Source organism: Francisella opportunistica, from assembly GCF_003347135.1.
Lineage (GTDB): Bacteria > Pseudomonadota > Gammaproteobacteria > Francisellales > Francisellaceae > Francisella > Francisella opportunistica.
This window is the reverse complement of the sequence record NZ_CP022377.1, coordinates 813,728-830,816: the sequence shown is the minus strand read 5'-3', so window position 1 is coordinate 830,816 and position 17,089 is coordinate 813,728. Positions and strand designations below refer to the sequence as shown.

Below are 17,089 nucleotides of genomic sequence, written 5' to 3'. Positions count from 1 at the left end.
CTAAAACGATTTATTTGATTATATTTAAGCTCTTTGCTCAATATTAAATTTAGATTTCAATGTTTCTAGGATTTTATCTGTACTTTCAATAATAACTTTATCATCTAAAGTTTGTAAGTTATCTTGGAAAAGCATGCTTAACGCTATACTCTTTCTTTGATCATCCTGATTTTCATAAACATCAAAGATACTAGCATCTTTTAAGATATTTATATCTAAAGCTTTTATAGCTTTGATAATATCTCCAGCAAAGACAAACTTATCGACTAAGAATGAGATATCTCTTGTTACTGATGGGTATTTAGAGATTTTCTCAAAACTTGGTATTTGTTTTTTAATTAATACTGCTAAATCCAACTCAAAAACTATTGGTGCTTTTGCCTTGATTTGGAAAGTTTTTATTAGTACACTTGGATGAATCACCCCAATTACTCCAATCCTGCTATCATTAGCTAAGATATAAGCAGATTGCCCTGGGTGCAGCCAATTGATATCATCACAAACTTCAAAGCTTAGATTAGTAATATCACTACATAATGCTTCAACGTCTGCTTTAACATCAAAAAAGTCTACTTTTTTAGAATTAGACCAGTTAATATTTAAAAGCTCACCATATGCTAAGCCTGCAATTCTATCAAACTGGCTTCTTTGGTTATTTTGTAGTTTAAAACAAGCACCACTCTCAAATATTCTAATTCGATTTTGCTGGCGCGATGCATTTGCCTTAAAAGTACTAATCAAACCAGGTATCAAAGATTGTCTCATTATAGATAAATCTTGTGAAATAGGATTTTGAATTGCAATACCTCTATCAGCAAAGAAAAACTCGTCATATTTTGGATCTATGAAACTATAATTAATAGCCTCATGATAACCTCTATCTATCAAACGCATATTTATCTTAGCTAAAGATTGGCACGTTTCAGAGATATCAGTTTTAGCCGCTGCATATTTAGGCATAGTTTCTGGAAGTTTTGAATAACCATAAATACGTGCTACTTCTTCAATTAAATCTTCTGGTATCTCCATATCAAAGCGATATGATGGTGGTGATACTTCTATATAATTACTGTCAAAAGTCGCTGCAACATCCATATGTAATGCTTGTAATACTTCTGTAATATACTCCAGACTAAAATCTGTGCCTAATACACGATTTAGTTTCTTAATAGAAAGATTTATTTTGACTTGTTTGTTTAAGCTCTCTAACTCCTCAGCTCCATAGATTGGTGCAACATCACCAGCTGCTATTTGTGTTATTAGTTGAATAGCTATTTTCATAGCCTTTTTAGTTAGCTTTGGATCAACTCCTCGCTCAAAGCGATGAGAAGAATCAGTATGAAGGTTATATTTACGTGCTTTACCAGCAACCATTTCAGGTACAAAAAACGCACTTTCTAAAAAAATATTAGTAGTATCAGCAGTTATTGATGAATCTAAGCCACCCATAACACCAGCTATTGCTAGAGCTTTTTTATCATCTGCTATTACTAAAGTATCAGAGTCTAATTTAACTTGTGTTTGATCTAGAAGTATTAGCTCTTCATTATCTTTTGCATAACGAATATTGATACTACCCTCTAGTTTATCAAAATCAAAAGCATGCATTGGTTGACCAGTAAGTAGCATTACATAGTTTGTTACATCAACAAAAAAAGATATGCTACCAATACCACTTCTTCTTAGCTTTTCAACCATCCATAAAGGTGTTTGGACTTTATTATTAACATTTTTGATGATACAACCATAGTATGACTTACAAGCAGCTGTGGCAATTATATTTACTTGTTTAGTATCATCTATCGCCACTTTAGGTTCTATGATTTCTAAATCTCTAAGTTGAGCCTTTGTTAGCGCTGATACTTCACGAGCTATGCCATAGACGCTTAGGCAATCTGCTCTATTCGGTGTTAGATCAACTTCTATAATGTTATCATCTAAGTTTAAATATTTATTGATATCTGTACCTACTGGAGCATCTGCTGGTAAGTCCATCAAACCATCAGCTTTGTCAGCTAAACCAAGCTCCTCTTCCGAACACAGCATCCCAAAAGATTCTTGACCACGTAGTTTAGATTTTTTAATTTTAAAATTACCTGGTAATACTGCTCCGATTTTTGCAACAGGAGCTTTCATACCTTCATAAATATTGCTAGCACCGCAAACTATCGTTAGCAACTCCTCTTCACCAGCATCAACGCTACAAATATTTAATTTATCTGCATCAGGATGCTTTGCGATAGTTTTAATTTGCCCAACTACTACACCACTAACTTTCTCTGCAACAACCGGCTCAATGGCATCAACTTCTAGACCTGCCAAAGTTAAGGTATCTGCTAAATCTTGGCTAGTTTGAGTATCACTTAGATATTCATTTAACCAGTTATGTGAAAATTTCATCTATAAACCTCAATAATATTAAAACTGTTTTAAAAATCTCAAATCATTTTCAAAGAACATTCTTAGATCATCAATACCATATCTAAGCATAGATAATCTTTCTACTCCCATACCAAAAGCAAAACCTTGGTATTGTTGCGGAGCAATATTGCCTGCTTTTAGAACTTTTGGATGTACCATACCACAACCCAAAACTTCTAACCAACCAGTATGTTTACATACTCTACAGCCCTTACCATCACACATTACGCATTCGATATCTGCCTCTGCAGATGGCTCAGTAAATGGGAAATATGATGGCCTAAAGCGTACTTTTAGGTCTTTTTCAAAGAATGAATTTAGAAACGCATGTAGTAGACCTTTCAAATCAGCAAAAGAAACATCCTTGTCTACAAGTAAACCTTCTACTTGATGAAACATCGGCGTATGAGTAATATCTGAATCACAACGATAAACTCTACCTGGAGCTATCACTCTAATTGGTGGCTGTTGTTTTTCCATCGTTCTAATTTGCACCCCAGATGTGTGCGTTCTCAAAACATGAGTCTCATCAATATAAAAAGTATCATGCATAGCACGAGCTGGGTGATGCGAAGGGATATTTAAAGTTTCAAAGTTATAATAGTCACTTTCAATCTCAGGTCCAAATTCAATTGCAAAGCCATTTTGTTTGAAAAATGCTTCTATTCTATTTAAAGTTTTTGTTACAGGATGTAGTGAACCTTGGTTTTGCCCTACACCACTTAATGTCACATCAATCTTTTCTTGAGCTAGTTTTTCATTTAACTCTTGTTCTTCAAAATTAGCTAGTTTTAGATTAATTGCTTCTTGTAAAGCTTGTTTTGCAATATTTACCGCTTGGCCTAGTTTTGGTTTCTCATCATTAGGTAATGTCGCTATTAGCTTCATCATACCTGTTAACTCACCCTTTTTGCCAAGATATTTAACTCGAATGTCATCTAGAGATTTTTTATCTTTGACAAGATTTAGCTCCTCGAGAGCTTTATCTCTCATTTGCTCAACTATTTGCATATTTATCCTTTATTTCAAAACTTGAGAGATATTATAGACAAAAAAGATTTTTATTAAAATGTTGCGAGTGACAAACTTTGAAGGTTTTAGTTAGATTCCATCAACAAAAAATCATCTAAGCCAAATAAATGTACTTGCTAAAGCAATAAAACCTAAAAAAGCTGAGCAAGACTTGTCAAATCTAGAGAAAACCCTTCTAAAATGCTTAATTTTAAGGAAGATTTCTCTATGAGACGCCTTCTTTTATAAATATGTCAAATCAATATTATGATCTTTTGTGTGTAAGCCTTTTTGTTTTGAGCTGTAAGAAAAGTTAAAATAGTTGACCAATTTGATTCTGATATATAATATTCCATTTGCATTAAGTATATTTACCTTTGTTCGCAAAACTATTTAAATATACTTAATTGCTTTATTCAAAATTTTTGCTCATGGAAACTAAACTTAATGGAGTGATAAAAAATGAAAAAATTACAAAGAATGACTAAACTATATAAATGGCTTTTATATCTTATTTTTCCTTACGAAGTTATCATGTACATTTGGGTCTTCTTATATGGAAAATTTACAGTTTCTAATGGCAATACAACTATTTACCTTACAACCGAAAATTTTTCAGAAAAAGTTGTACTAGTTATAAAATTATTATTACTGCTAACAGATATGATACCTCTTGCTTTTTTTCTATATATTATAGCTTTGTTAATTAAAATTTTCGATTTATATACGAAACTGGAAATATTATCATCGAAAGTTATTTCTTTATATAAAAGACTAGGTTGGACTATAATATCTTGGACTATAGCCGGATTAATTATTTATACACTACAATCATTCATAGGTAATTATTATATGCCAACTGACCGTCATATATCCTTTTATATAAATACCGATGATCTATGTAAATTCATGTTTGGTGGCGGAGCTATTATAGCTGCATACATAATGCAGAAAGCTAAAGAAATATTAGATAAAAATAATTTAAAACTAGATGGTACTCTTATATAAATATACATTTTTTTCCTTGTATGTATACTGTCTTCAGTGATACTCTTAAAGCTTTTGTAAATATCTTAATTGTCAACCAAGAGAGATATCTTAGCTTATAAAAAAATAAATAATATTGAATAATTTAGATGTACAAAATAATTATATATGTTGATACAATGTACTTTAAATAAAATTAATTTTAAATACTTTAAAACATGTCCGATCTAAAAATAAATAAATATTTTCTTATATTAGGTTTGTTCTTTGCAAATATATGCTTTGCGACTTCAGGAAAATATCATTTAGAGACTGCACCACTAGTTAAAACAGACAATACCAAGCCTGATTTTAGAAATATAAAAAATGTTGCAGAAAAAAAGAAAACTTTTATAGATTTTATGTCAAAAGAGATAGATGAAGCAAATAAGGAAATATGTAAAGAAAGAGAGTCAATTTTAAACATACAAAAACTGCTTAATAATAAACAGAATTTAGATAGTCAACAACAAGCTAAGATAAAAAAATATACTAGCTTCTATAAAGTCTCAGGAGATAAAACTCCGCAACAACAGTTAGATGAGCTAGTACTCAAAGTTAATATAGCCCCTAAGAGTCTTGTAATTGCTCAAGCAATCCTCGAAACAGGTTGGGGAACTTCAAGATTTGCTGTTGACTATAATAATTATTTTGGCTTACACTGCTTTGAAGAAAACTGTGGCGTAAAAGCCAAAGATTCTGATGTCCAAATCGAAACTTTTAAAGATGTTGGTGATAGTGTTTTAGGATACTATTATAAATTAAATACTGTAGGTAAGTTTGCTAAGTTTAGGAGTGTCCGCGAATTAAATGGTACTGGTGAAAATGATACAGATCAGCTAATAGATACTCTAGGAGATTATGCTTCATTAGAAGGTCAAGAATATCAAAATAGAATAAAAGATGTGATTAAATATAATAATCTTGATAAATTTTCTAGCTCTTGCTAACCATAAGCTAGTTAAATCTTTTATAATCTACAGAAAATTTTTATATTGACAAAGTTTGTTGCTGATCTGCACTTAAATTATCAGGAATTTTTAATTTAAAATGATTATATGCTATTAAAGTAGCTATACGTCCTCTAGCTGTACGCATAATGTAGCCTTGTTGAATTAAATAAGGCTCAATAACATCTTCGATAGTACCCTTTTCCTCACTTAGCGCAGCTGCAATAGTATCTAAACCTACAGGCCCACCAGCAAACTTTTCCATTAAAGTAAGTAAATATCTATGATCCATATGATCAAAACCAACTGGGTCGACTTTAAGCATAGTTAAAGCTTTATCAGCAATTTCAAAAGATATTTTTCCAGAACCTTTAACTTGGGCATAGTCTCTGACTCTGCGTAAAAGTCTATTAGCTATTCTAGGTGTTCCTCTTGAGCGTTTTGCAATTTCCATAGCACCATCAGCAGTGATATCTAAATCCAACAGCTTTGCTGAACGATAAACAATTTTCGATAAATCATCTATCGAATAAAACTCTAAACGCTGAATAATGCCAAATCTATCGCGTAACGGTGAAGTTAAAAGCCCTGCTCTTGTAGTTGCTCCAACTAATGTAAACGGTGGTAGATCAATTTTTATAGATCTCGCAGCTGGGCCTTCACCTATCATTATATCAAGTTGATAATCCTCCATAGCAGGATAGAGAATCTCTTCTACAACAGGACTTAAACGATGAATTTCATCGATAAATAAGACATCATTCTCTTCAAGGTTAGTCAACAGTGCTGCTAAATCACCAGCTTTTTCGAGAACAGGTCCACTTGTTTGTTTGAGCTCAACACCCATTTCGTTGGCAATAATATTTGATAAAGTTGTTTTACCCAAACCAGGAGGTCCAAATATAAGTGTATGATCAAGTGCATCATTACGCGCTTTTGCTGCTTGAATAAAAATTTCCATTTGTTCACGTACAGCTGGTTGTCCCTCATAGTCTGCCAAAGTCTTTGGTCTGATAGCCCTATCTATGACATTTTCATCACTAGTTTGAACTGCATTAGCTGAGATTATTCTATCTGTTTCGAGCATAATTTAGTTTTATAACAAAATTTAGTAGCAATTATAACACTTTTATCTTGTATGTTGACAATACTATTGCGCTGTATAGCCACCATCTATAGGAATTAAGCCGCCAGTCATAAACTTACTCTTATCACTAAGTAGAAAAATTACTAATTCAGCAATTTCTTGAGGTTGCGCGATTCTATTTAAAGGAAATTCTTTTTCTTCCCGCTTTTGTGCTTCATCAAAGGAGATTCCAACATTATTTGCATACTTTTGTAGCAAATTTCGATACAAATCTGTATCAACAGTACCAGGACAGACAGCATTAACTCTAATCTGGTATTTAGCTAAATCTAAAGCCAATGATTTAGTCATTTGAGCAATAGCGCCTTTACTTATGGTGTATGCAAAACTATTTGGTTTTGCAATAAAGCATTGATCAGAACCGTTAAACACTATTGAGGCACCAGTGTTAATATTTTTTTCTAAACCCTTGATAAGATAAATACTTGACCAGATATTTAAATCTAATACCTTTTTGATACTTGGAATATCTATATCAAAGATAGAACCTTTTATCAAAATTCCTGCATTTAAGAAAATTCCATCAAATTTGATATCTTTGATAAAATCTAAAGCTTGGAAAATATCTTGTTGTTTAGTTAAATCTGCTTTGATAGATTTTAGGTTTTTAGCAATAAAACTTTCTTGTATATCTATATTAATAACACTATTAATTTCATCTTGTAAAAGTAGTTCAATAACTGCCTTACCTATACCCTTTGAACCACCTGTGACTAAGTAATTTGCCATACTTTACAAACTAAATCTCATCATCTAATAAATAATATCTGATAAACTTTGAAAAAGACAAATATTTTGTCTAAAATCTAATTATCAACTCGATATTATATGGAGATAATTCCTGTGGATCTAAAAGACTTTAAAAAGATAGAACTTTCTCACTTTACAGGTGCCAAATCAGTCCGTTACCTAAGAGATGATGTTAATCATCTTTTATATTTAGATAGCCCAGCTTTAGAGGTGTTTCGTGATTTTAAAGAACATAATGCCCTAGCTGTTAAAGCAGATGAAAACTTAAAAGATGTAAAAACCAAATTAATAGATAACCATAAAGATTTTGCCCTTGTAACTAATGGTGAAGATAAAGTTATCGGAAACATAGCTTTACATTATATAGAAAGTCAAAGATTACAAGAAAGAGCTAGGAGTACTGGTGTCAAACCTGCGGATCTAACTGCAAATGATATTATGTTACCAATAGCTATGGCAAATGTCGTTTCATACTCAATTATTGAAAATTCAAAAATAGGTCATGTTCTTAACACACTGATTAATTCAGACTATCACCATATCATAGTTTATGATGAAGATAAAAATAGTGAAAAATATATTCGTGGCTATTTCTCTTTACCTTATATTAGAAGGAAACTTAGCCTTGATATATATCATGTTTACCAAAAAGAAGGGATTTCAAATTTAAACAAAGGTATATAGTAATACCTTTATTATTTTTGATTTAGATATTTATCAATAACATCATAGAATTGTTTTGCCATAATTTTATAGCCTTTTGCATTAGGATGTACTGCATCAATCATTAAATCTTTATCTCCGATCAGTCCTGCTAAGACATTTGGCACTAGTAAACAACCATTATTCTTAGCAAACTCTAGATAGTCTTGTGCATAATCATTTTTATAATACGGAATATCAATACCTCCAATAACTACTAAAGCGCCATTTGCTTGAAGAATATCGACTATCTGTTTTAAATTATCAAAGGTCTCACCTGCAGGAATTTTCTTTTTAAGGTCATTACCACCCAGGGTAATAAGAGCTATCTTAGGGTTTTGAGCAATTACTTTATTAATTCTTAGTAATGCTTGTTGAGTGGTCTCGCCAGATATACCCATATTTATCACTGGCTGATTGAGCATTTCAGCAAGCTGCGATGGGTAGTTATCTTTTTTATCGATGCCATATCCTGCTGTAAGACTATCACCAAGAGCTACAATAGTTTCGCCTTGAGGTTTAGCATTAACTATTGGCCAGTTGTTATAATTTTTAGTAAAAAACACATAGTAAACTAAATATACTAATACTACTATTATACTAGCTAAGATTACTTTTCTCATTTGTTCAGTTGAGTAATTAAATTAAACTGCTTCAGTATAAATCCAAGCATTGTTGCCAGAATCTAAAGTTACTTGCTTACGAACATAACTATCTACTTCATATTCATCAGAAAGGCTAACTTCATCACAGTTTAGTTCAAAAACAGTTCCGTGAACTTTATCTTGTAGATTACCCGTTTCTTTAAGAATTGGATGAAATCTTTTTCCACTAATTTCAATTACTTTTTGATCTAAGATTTCTACTTCTGAAACTATATAACCTCTTAAAATATCTTTTTGACCAACAAGTTTTCTACCAAAGGTTAAAAGTTGTACCTCTTCTTGCTGTAAGGTCCCATATGAAAATAATAATTCCATATAAAATAAGCCTCTTATTAAATTAGTTTATCAATCTCTTGAGATATCTTTTCAACACAAAGATTACTTTGAGCTAATAATAAATCTTTTGTGCCATGATTGAGAAACTTATCTTGAAGACCAAAGTTTCTAACAGTTATTTTTTTGCTAAGGTCTTTAGCTACAAGATACTCATTAACAGCAGAGCCTGCCCCACCAGCAATAGAATTTTCTTCTAAAGTTAATAATATATCATGAGATTGAGATACTTTATCAAGCATAGCCTCATCAAGTGGTTTAACAAAACGCATATCTATGACTGTGGCATAATATTTCTCAGCTAGTTGTTTGGCTATAGGTAATAATGTCCCAAAATTTAAAATTGCAATTCTTGAACCTTCTCTAACTAGTTTTGCTTTACCTAATTGTAAATCTAACTTATCAGTTATTTTAGCACCAATGCCAGCACCACGCGGATAACGCACCATAGCTGGGCCATTATATTCATAACCAAGTTCTAGCATATGGTAAGCTTCGTTCTCATCACTTGGAGTCATAATCACATGATTAGGGATACAGCGCATAAATGATATATCAAAACTACCATCATGAGTTGCACCATCAGCACCAACTAGACCTGCTCTATCTACAGCATATAGCACATCTAAATTTTGCAATGCTATATCATGTATCACCTGATCATAAGCTCGTTGTAGAAATGTTGAATATATTGCCACCACCGGCTTTAGTCCTTGACACGCTAAGCCGCCAGCAAATGTCACAGCATGTTGCTCAGCGATAGCCACATCAAAATATCTATGTGGATATTGTTGCGAAAATCTAATTAAATCAGACCCCTCTTTCATCGCTGGTGTGATTCCAACCAAACGCTTATCTTTGGCAGCCTTTTGACAAATCCAATTACCAAAAATATTCGAGTAAGTTGGTTTAGAAACTTGGGCAGTTAAATTCTCACCACTATGAAAACTTGGCGCAACATGGTGAAACTTAATCGGATCTGATTCAGCTTTTGTATAACCTTTACCTTTTTTAGTAATCACATGTAAAAGTTTTGGACCCTTGTGACCTTGTAGTATTCTTAAAGTTTTGACCAACTCAGTAACATCATGACCATCTATAGGTCCAACATAATAAAAACCTAAATCTTCAAAAAAATTTGCTGGTACAAACATACCTTTAGTTTGAGTTTCAACCTTTTTGACAAACTCAAATATTGGCGGAATATTTTTTAATACTTCCTTACCTTTTTCACGTATAGAATTATAAAAACCGCCAGAAATAATTTTACTAAAATGTGCAGAAAGTCCACCAACATTATCAGAAATCGACATCTCATTATCATTAAGAATAACAAGAATATCTTCCTTGATACCACCAGCATGGTTTAAAGCCTCAAAAGCCATACCACCAGTTATAGCACCATCACCAATAACAGCTACAGTATTAGAGGGTTTACCTTGTAGCCTGTCTGCTATAGCCATACCTAAAGCAGCACTTATAGAAGTACTTGAGTGACCAACCCCAAAGGTGTCATATTCACTCTCACTGCGTTTAGGAAAGCCTGAAATTCCTCCATCTTTTTTAATTGTGACAAGTTTATCTTTTCTACCAGTAAGAATCTTATGGATATATGTCTGATGCCCTACATCCCATACGATATTATCATATGGCGCATTATAAACATAATGCAAAGCAACAGTTAACTCTGTAGCACCAAGACTACTTGCAAAATGCCCGCCACTTACATCTAATGTATCAACTAAGAAAGCCCTTAGCTCAGAAGATAAGATTTTAAGCTGGCTCTCGGGAATTAGCTTAAGATCAAATGGTGTATTTATTTTATCTAAAATAGTATATTTTAACATAGCTTTTTAATCGTTTTATTTGTCTGCAGGATGATTATTTTTTCCATCTAAATATTTAATGTCTTTAAAATTCTCTATATCTACACCATCAATACAAGCTACATTTATACCATATTCATTAGGATTTGATCTTCTTTTATGATGAGTATATATTCCACAAACTGAGCAAAAATAGTGCTCTGCAGTATGTGTACCAAATGTATACTTGGTGAGCATATCCTCACCTCTAATAATCTTAAGATTTTCTAATGATACCGAACTTACTACTGCTCCTTTTCTACTACAGATGGAACAGTTACAACGCCTTAATTTTTCTAAGCCATTTGGCAAATATAACTCTAATTCTATAGCTTTGCAGTGACATGTAGATTTATACTTTTTACTCATTTTATTCCCATTCAATAGTTCCAGGTGGCTTTCCTGTCACATCATACACAACTCGCGATACTTGTTTTACTTCATTTACAATTCTATTTGAAACTAGCGATAGAAAATCATAAGGCAAATTTGCCCATGTTGCTGTCATAAAATCAATACTTACTACAGCTCTTAGAGCTATTACATACTCATATCTACGCTGATCACCAACTACACCTACCGATTTAACAGGTAAAAATACTCCAAAAGCTTGAGAGATATCATGATATAAATTATGTTTATAAAGTTCTTCTGTAAAAATAGCATCGGCTTTCTGTAAAGTTTCAACATATTCCTTTTTAATTTCACCTAATATGCGTACACCTAAACCAGGACCAGGGAATGGGTGTCTGTAGAGCATATTATATGGTAAACCTAAACCTAAGCCTAGTTTGCGAACTTCATCTTTGAAAAGCTCTCTTAATGGCTCTAAAAGCTTAAGCTTCATTTCTTTTGGTAAGCCTCCAACATTATGATGTGATTTAATCACATGTGCCTTAGATTGGTTATTACCAGCTGACTCAATTACATCGCTATAAATAGTACCTTGAGCCAACCATTTAGCGTTTTCTATCTTAGCTGCTTCTTCATCAAAAATATCAACAAAAAGCTTACCTATAATTTTACGCTTTTGTTCTGGGTCACAGATACCTCTTAGCGCATTTAAGAATCTATTTTTGGCATTTATACGGATAACATTAATATCCATATGCTGTGCAAATACTTGCATGACCTGATCACCTTCATTAAGGCGCAGTAAACCAGTATCTACAAATATACAAGTCAATTGATCACCAATCGCCTCATGTAATATCGCAGCCACAACAGATGAATCAACACCACCAGATAGACCTAAAATTACTTTATCACTACCAACTTTTTGTTTAATCTCTTTTATATCATTTTCGATAATGTTTTCGATATTCCACAGAGTATCACATCCACAGATATTAATTACAAAGTTCTCAATAATTTGCTTACCGTTCTCTGTATGGGTTGTTTCAGGGTGAAACTGCACACCATAAAAAGGTTTAGTCTTATGTGCAACTGCTGCTACCGGAGCATTTATCGAAGAAGCAATTATCTCAAAGTGCTCACCAGTTTGAGTAACTTTATCACTATGACTCATCCAAACTAGCTGCTCATGCTCCATATTTGAAAATATATTATTTGTCGAATTTAGGATATTAATAATTGCCTTACCAAATTCACTCCGATCAGCTCCTTTAACTTCACCACCATGCTGCATTATCATTGTTTGCATACCATAGCAAATACCTAAAATAGGTACACCAAGCTCAAAAACTATCTCAGGAGCTTTGGCATCAGAATCATAAACTGACTCAGGACCACCTGATAAAATTATACCTTTTGCTTGATAATCTTTGATAAAATCAGCCGCTACATCATGAGGAAAAATCTCGCAAAAAACCCCAACTTCTCTTACTCTACGAGCAATAAGCTGAGTATACTGTGAACCAAAATCTAAAATCAAAATCTTATGATTATGTATATCTGTCATTTTTGTAAAAATAAAGATTTTCTTAAAAGATTATTTTATCCTAAATGAAGTTGATTGTAATTAGCTTTTAATGATAAAAAATAATATTTAACTACTTTTAAGATTTTTAACCTCTGACATTATATCTTCGATATTTTTTTCAATATCTTTAGTAGCAGCTTGGGTAATAATAAATATTTTGAGAAAAATAATACTCGCAATTGCAACTAATAAATTATCGTAAGGAAAAGTTACTAAGTTTAATTCATGGATATATGAAATAGCCCACAAGCATATAATATAAGCACAAACAAACCATGTTTGTTTAAGTACTTGAATAAAATATTGGCGCATAAAAACAAACCAATATATTAAACATGTCAATGCTACTAGGATTACTAAACATAATAAATTAAAAGTTCCTGACCAATATATAAAGTACGAGCAAGATATAAAACCTAAATAACCAAATAACTTGTAATAAGGTAGCTTAAATTTTCTCTCGATATCAGAAAACTTATCTCTAAATATAATCAACACTACAGGGCCTGATAAACAGCTAAATAAAACTAAAGATGATAAGAAATTTACCAAAGCTGTCCAAGTAGGAAATTGAAACAAGAAAACTAAACCAACAAAAAAATTAATCCAAATACAATAGATTGGCACATGATTTTTGTTTAACCTTGTCAGAATTGATTTTTTGAAAAACTCTAAACCAAATGCCTGCAGAACTCTACCAGTAACAGCTGTATAAACATTACCAGTACCAAGAGGTGCTACAATTGCATCAATAAAGAGTATCGTATAGATAATATGTAAACTAAATAAACTTAGTAAGCCTAAAAGCGGAGCTACCCCAGCATTGAAACTATTTACTGATTCAGGAACACAAAACATAAATAACAATGATAATGATATATACATCGTTAAACCAACCACAACTGGAGCAATCAAAGATAGAGGTATCGCTAATTTAGGATTCTTAGCAGAATTTGCAACTATTAGACCATTTTGGAATCCTGAAAATGCAAAAGCTAAGCCCGAACCTGTCACTGCTAATAAAATATGCTCGAAATTTACATTTATATCAGCAGTATTAGCATAATAGTTTTTAAAAGACCCGTAGAAGGCTAACATCCCTACGGCAATAGCTATAGGCAAAAATATCTTCCAAATACTCACAATCGAATTTATCTTTGCAACATTTTTTAACTGATAAGTATTTAGATAAGTCAAACTTAGCATAATTATAAATGCAACAAAAACCCCATAATATGATAAGAATACACCAGTAGAAACTGATACAACTAAATTTGGAAACCAAAAGCCTAAATATTGTACTACAGATTGCGCCTCTAATGGTAGATACACAAGATAACTGATCCACCCCAAAGCAACGAATAAAAAACCTAAAGTTCGCGAATGGGTAATACGCAAAAATCTCATTGCTCCAGAAACTATCGGTAGCATTGAGGCTACTTCAGCAAAACATAATGCTACAAGTAATGTCAGCAAAGCCGTGATAAACCAAGAAATTATCACTCCTTGGCCAGCTGTCTGAAAACCATAATATGGCGAAAATAGCCAGCCACTACCAATCATTCCTCCAGTGGAGATAAACACTACAGCCATTGTAGATAGTTTTTTCATCGCTATCCTTTGTTTATAATTTATATCTATTTAGTTATTATTATCAGATTAAACCTAACAACACAAATTAATTATTTGCCGTTTGAAACTAAACGCTGGATATTCAACACCGACAAAGTACAGACCATGTGCTTTAGCTGTCTCTGCTGCTTGTGTTCTATCTCTGGCTTCTAATAGAGATTTAATCCAATTAGCAGATTCAAAACCCAAACCTACCTTTAATAATGAGCCCACAAAGTTTCTAATCATGTGATGTAAAAAAGCATTACCAACTACTTCAAAGACAATAAAACTACCCTGCTTGATAACCTCGGCTTTTTGAATATTTCTAAAAGGTGTATTTGACTGGCATTGTGATGATCTAAAAGAACTGAAATCTTGCTCACCTAATAGATATTTACAAGCTTGATTCACCTTGCCTATATCGAGCTCTCTATTCACCCATAAACTATGCTCAGCAAAGATTGGCGAACTAATTGGTGAATTATAGATAAGGTAATTATAAGTTCTATTTAAAGCAGAAAACCTCGAGTTAAAATCATTATTAACCTCTTTGGCAGCTAATATTTTTATATCTTGAGGTAATATCGCATTTGCACCACGCTGCCATGCACTTAAGGATCTATCAGCATCTGAATGAAAATTAACAATTTGTGAAGTAGCATGCACACCTGTATCTGTACGCCCGGCACAAGTAACTTCTATATTTTGGTTTGCAATTTTTGATAGAGCTTTTTCAAGTTCTGCTTGAATACTTGGCGAGTGAGATTGTCTTTGCCAACCACAATAGTTTTTACCAAAGTATTCAATTTGTAATAGGTAGTTTTTCATAATTAACCAAGAAACTTCACAACCCTAGAATGTAAAACTTCCATTTCTTTAGGAATAAGTTTTGAGAAATTGATAAAGCCATGTACCAAACTATCAAAATGATAGTGCTGTACCTCAACACCATGCCTAATAAGCCTTTCAGCGAATAATAGTCCTTCATCTCTCAACGGATCGTAACCTGCTGTCATAACTAAAGTTCGTGGCATATTATCTAACTCTTTTATATAAAAAGGTGAAACTTCAGGAGAACGCTTATCAATACTTTCAGGAACATATAATTCAGAATACCACATAGTTTTTGCCTTAGTTAAAATATAACCACTAGCAAAATCTTCTAGTGATTTAGTGGGCATATGTGATAAATCTACTGATGGATATAAGATAATATTATTAGCAATTTTTACACTACCTTTTTGGAGTAAATTATATGTCGCTAAAACTGTAAGATTAGCTCCAGCACTATCTCCCATTAGCGTAAATTTCTTTTTAGAAACTCCAAATTTCTTTGAATGTTGATAAATATGTTCAGCAACAAACTCAACATCATTTAGACCTGCTGGAAACTTATGCTCAGGAGCAAGGCGATAATCAATAGAGAAAACCACCCTATTCGTAGTTAGAGCAAGTTTGCGACAAAAAGCATCAAATGAATCTAAAGTCCCAGAAACAAAGCCACCACCATGAGAGAATATAATTACTTTTAATTTCTCATCAACTTTGGGATTATATACTCTAATTGGAATACTATGTCCACCATCATGAAGTATTTTGATATCCTCCACTAATTGTAGTTCAACTTTAGGATAGCTATATAGATCAAGTGAGGCAGCAGCTTTTCGTGTTGCCTCTAAATCTTTTCTATTTCCTTCACGATCAAATTTACCGATAAAGGTCAATAAATCTTGCAATTTTGCTGGTATAGCTTTGATACCGCCATATAAATCTGGTACTTTCTTTAAGACTTCTGCTTCAAGTGCTTTTTCATGCTCAGAATTATCTCTAGCGATAACTTTTAGCCATGCTTTTTTATTTGGTGATAATGATTCTATTGGTGTTGATAGATATCTAGCAATACCAAGCTCATGACAATCATTCTCAGCATAAAATGGTAAGTTATTTACTAGCCATTTAACTAATTTTTCTGCTTTGAGATTGTTAGTCTCTCTAATTTCCAAGACATTGTATAAATTCCTAACATCATATGACCAAGGCACATAGTCAACGATGAAGTTACAGCTAATATAATTCAAGCCAGACTCTCTTGCCAAAGCAAATTCTGGAAATGCTGTCATACCTATAACTCCACCACCCATACTCTGGAAACATTTAGCATCAATTATAGTAGGGAACTGTGGACCTTCAATACAGACATAACTTTGCTTAAAGTGAATATCAAAATCAAATTCTTGTTTCTTTGCTCTAATCTCTTCGGCAATACTCTCTGTTATAGGTTTTGAGAGCGAAACATAATTTAGCGATCCTTGCTCGCAAAATGTAAACTCCCTTAGAGATTTAGTTCTATCAATAAACTGGTATGGAATAACCATATCCCCAGGTTTTAACTCTTCTCTCAAGCTTCTAACAGATGATAAGGCAATAACAGAAGTAGCACCATATTTTTTCAGAGCATAGATGTTGGCTTTGTAGTTAATTTGATGTGGTAATATATTTTGTCCTAAACCAGTTCTATTGAGAAATAATGCTTCTTTGTCTTCAACTTTTATTTTAAATAAACCATTAGAACACAAACCAAAAGGTGTTTCTCGTGATAATTCTTCTATAATCTCAAAGTCATCAAAAGATTCAAAACCACTACTACCTACTATTGCCCACAT

General features: G+C 32.6%; 15 protein-coding genes and 1 pseudogene. 3 read left to right on the top strand and 13 right to left on the bottom strand.

The window, feature by feature from the left end:
* Window positions 1-24: 24 nt before the first annotated feature.
* From pheT to CGC45_RS04115, 3 genes and pseudogenes are all read right to left on the bottom strand, one after another.
* Complete coding sequence (pheT, locus tag CGC45_RS04125) at window positions 25-2,400, bottom strand: phenylalanine--tRNA ligase subunit beta (RefSeq protein ID WP_114702057.1); 2,376 nt, start codon at window positions 2,398-2,400, stop codon at window positions 25-27.
* A gap of 18 nt (window positions 2,401-2,418) precedes the next feature.
* Window positions 2,419-3,432: a phenylalanine--tRNA ligase subunit alpha gene (gene pheS / locus CGC45_RS04120; RefSeq protein WP_071629089.1), complete on the bottom strand. Its 1,014-nt coding sequence runs from the start codon at window positions 3,430-3,432 to the stop codon at window positions 2,419-2,421.
* A 111-nt stretch (window positions 3,433-3,543) separates the two neighbouring features.
* Window positions 3,544-3,686 (bottom strand): annotated as a pseudogene (locus tag CGC45_RS04115) (IS5/IS1182 family transposase); the annotation flags it as partial.
* 208 nt (window positions 3,687-3,894) lie between these two features.
* Between CGC45_RS04115 and CGC45_RS04110 the strand changes: the two are divergent.
* Together CGC45_RS04110 and CGC45_RS04105 are read left to right on the top strand one after the other, a co-directional pair.
* Window positions 3,895-4,440 carry a hypothetical protein gene (locus CGC45_RS04110; protein WP_071629088.1) on the top strand — a complete coding sequence of 182 codons (546 nt, stop codon included), beginning with the start codon at window positions 3,895-3,897 and terminating at the stop codon, window positions 4,438-4,440.
* Window positions 4,441-4,637: 197 nt separating this feature from the next.
* Window positions 4,638-5,408 (top strand): glucosaminidase domain-containing protein, encoded by a 771-nt coding sequence (locus CGC45_RS04105; RefSeq protein WP_232310108.1) that lies wholly within the window; start codon window positions 4,638-4,640, stop codon window positions 5,406-5,408.
* A 40-nt stretch (window positions 5,409-5,448) separates the two neighbouring features.
* On the opposite strand, the gene ruvB is transcribed toward CGC45_RS04105, so the two are convergent.
* Complete coding sequence (gene ruvB, locus CGC45_RS04100; protein WP_071629087.1) at window positions 5,449-6,495, bottom strand: Holliday junction branch migration DNA helicase RuvB; 1,047 nt, start codon at window positions 6,493-6,495, stop codon at window positions 5,449-5,451.
* Window positions 6,496-6,558: 63 nt separating this feature from the next.
* Window positions 6,559-7,284 carry an SDR family NAD(P)-dependent oxidoreductase gene (locus CGC45_RS04095; protein WP_071629086.1) on the bottom strand — a complete coding sequence of 242 codons (726 nt, stop codon included), beginning with the start codon at window positions 7,282-7,284 and terminating at the stop codon, window positions 6,559-6,561.
* A 114-nt stretch (window positions 7,285-7,398) separates the two neighbouring features.
* On the opposite strand from CGC45_RS04095, the gene CGC45_RS04090 reads away from it, so the two are divergent.
* Window positions 7,399-7,989 carry a CBS domain-containing protein gene (locus CGC45_RS04090; RefSeq protein ID WP_114702056.1) on the top strand — a complete coding sequence of 197 codons (591 nt, stop codon included), beginning with the start codon at window positions 7,399-7,401 and terminating at the stop codon, window positions 7,987-7,989.
* A gap of 11 nt (window positions 7,990-8,000) precedes the next feature.
* Here CGC45_RS04090 and CGC45_RS04085 read toward each other — a convergent pair whose 3' ends face one another.
* The 8 genes from CGC45_RS04085 to CGC45_RS04050 form a co-directional block, all read right to left on the bottom strand.
* The gene (locus tag CGC45_RS04085; protein ID WP_071629084.1) at window positions 8,001-8,630 is read right to left on the bottom strand and encodes an arylesterase; all 630 of its coding nucleotides are present in this window, start codon (window positions 8,628-8,630) and stop codon (window positions 8,001-8,003) included.
* Between the two features lie 21 nt (window positions 8,631-8,651).
* Window positions 8,652-8,987: a gamma-glutamylcyclotransferase family protein gene (locus CGC45_RS04080; RefSeq protein WP_071629083.1), complete on the bottom strand. Its 336-nt coding sequence runs from the start codon at window positions 8,985-8,987 to the stop codon at window positions 8,652-8,654.
* 17 nt (window positions 8,988-9,004) lie between these two features.
* Complete coding sequence (gene dxs / locus CGC45_RS04075; RefSeq protein WP_071629082.1) at window positions 9,005-10,852, bottom strand: 1-deoxy-D-xylulose-5-phosphate synthase; 1,848 nt, start codon at window positions 10,850-10,852, stop codon at window positions 9,005-9,007.
* 15 nt (window positions 10,853-10,867) lie between these two features.
* On the bottom strand, window positions 10,868-11,239 hold the full coding sequence (locus CGC45_RS04070) for a GFA family protein (protein WP_071629081.1): 372 nt from the start codon (window positions 11,237-11,239) through the stop codon (window positions 10,868-10,870).
* A 1-nt stretch (window position 11,240) separates the two neighbouring features.
* Complete coding sequence (gene guaA / locus CGC45_RS04065) at window positions 11,241-12,791, bottom strand: glutamine-hydrolyzing GMP synthase (RefSeq protein WP_071629080.1); 1,551 nt, start codon at window positions 12,789-12,791, stop codon at window positions 11,241-11,243.
* 87 nt (window positions 12,792-12,878) lie between these two features.
* Window positions 12,879-14,423, bottom strand: a complete 1,545-nt coding sequence (locus CGC45_RS04060) for an APC family permease (protein ID WP_071629079.1) — start codon at window positions 14,421-14,423, stop codon at window positions 12,879-12,881.
* A 54-nt stretch (window positions 14,424-14,477) separates the two neighbouring features.
* On the bottom strand, window positions 14,478-15,254 hold the full coding sequence (gene truA, locus CGC45_RS04055; RefSeq protein WP_071629078.1) for a tRNA pseudouridine(38-40) synthase TruA: 777 nt from the start codon (window positions 15,252-15,254) through the stop codon (window positions 14,478-14,480).
* A 2-nt stretch (window positions 15,255-15,256) separates the two neighbouring features.
* Window positions 15,257-17,089 (bottom strand): alpha/beta hydrolase fold domain-containing protein, encoded by a 1,833-nt coding sequence (locus CGC45_RS04050; RefSeq protein WP_071629077.1) that lies wholly within the window; start codon window positions 17,087-17,089, stop codon window positions 15,257-15,259.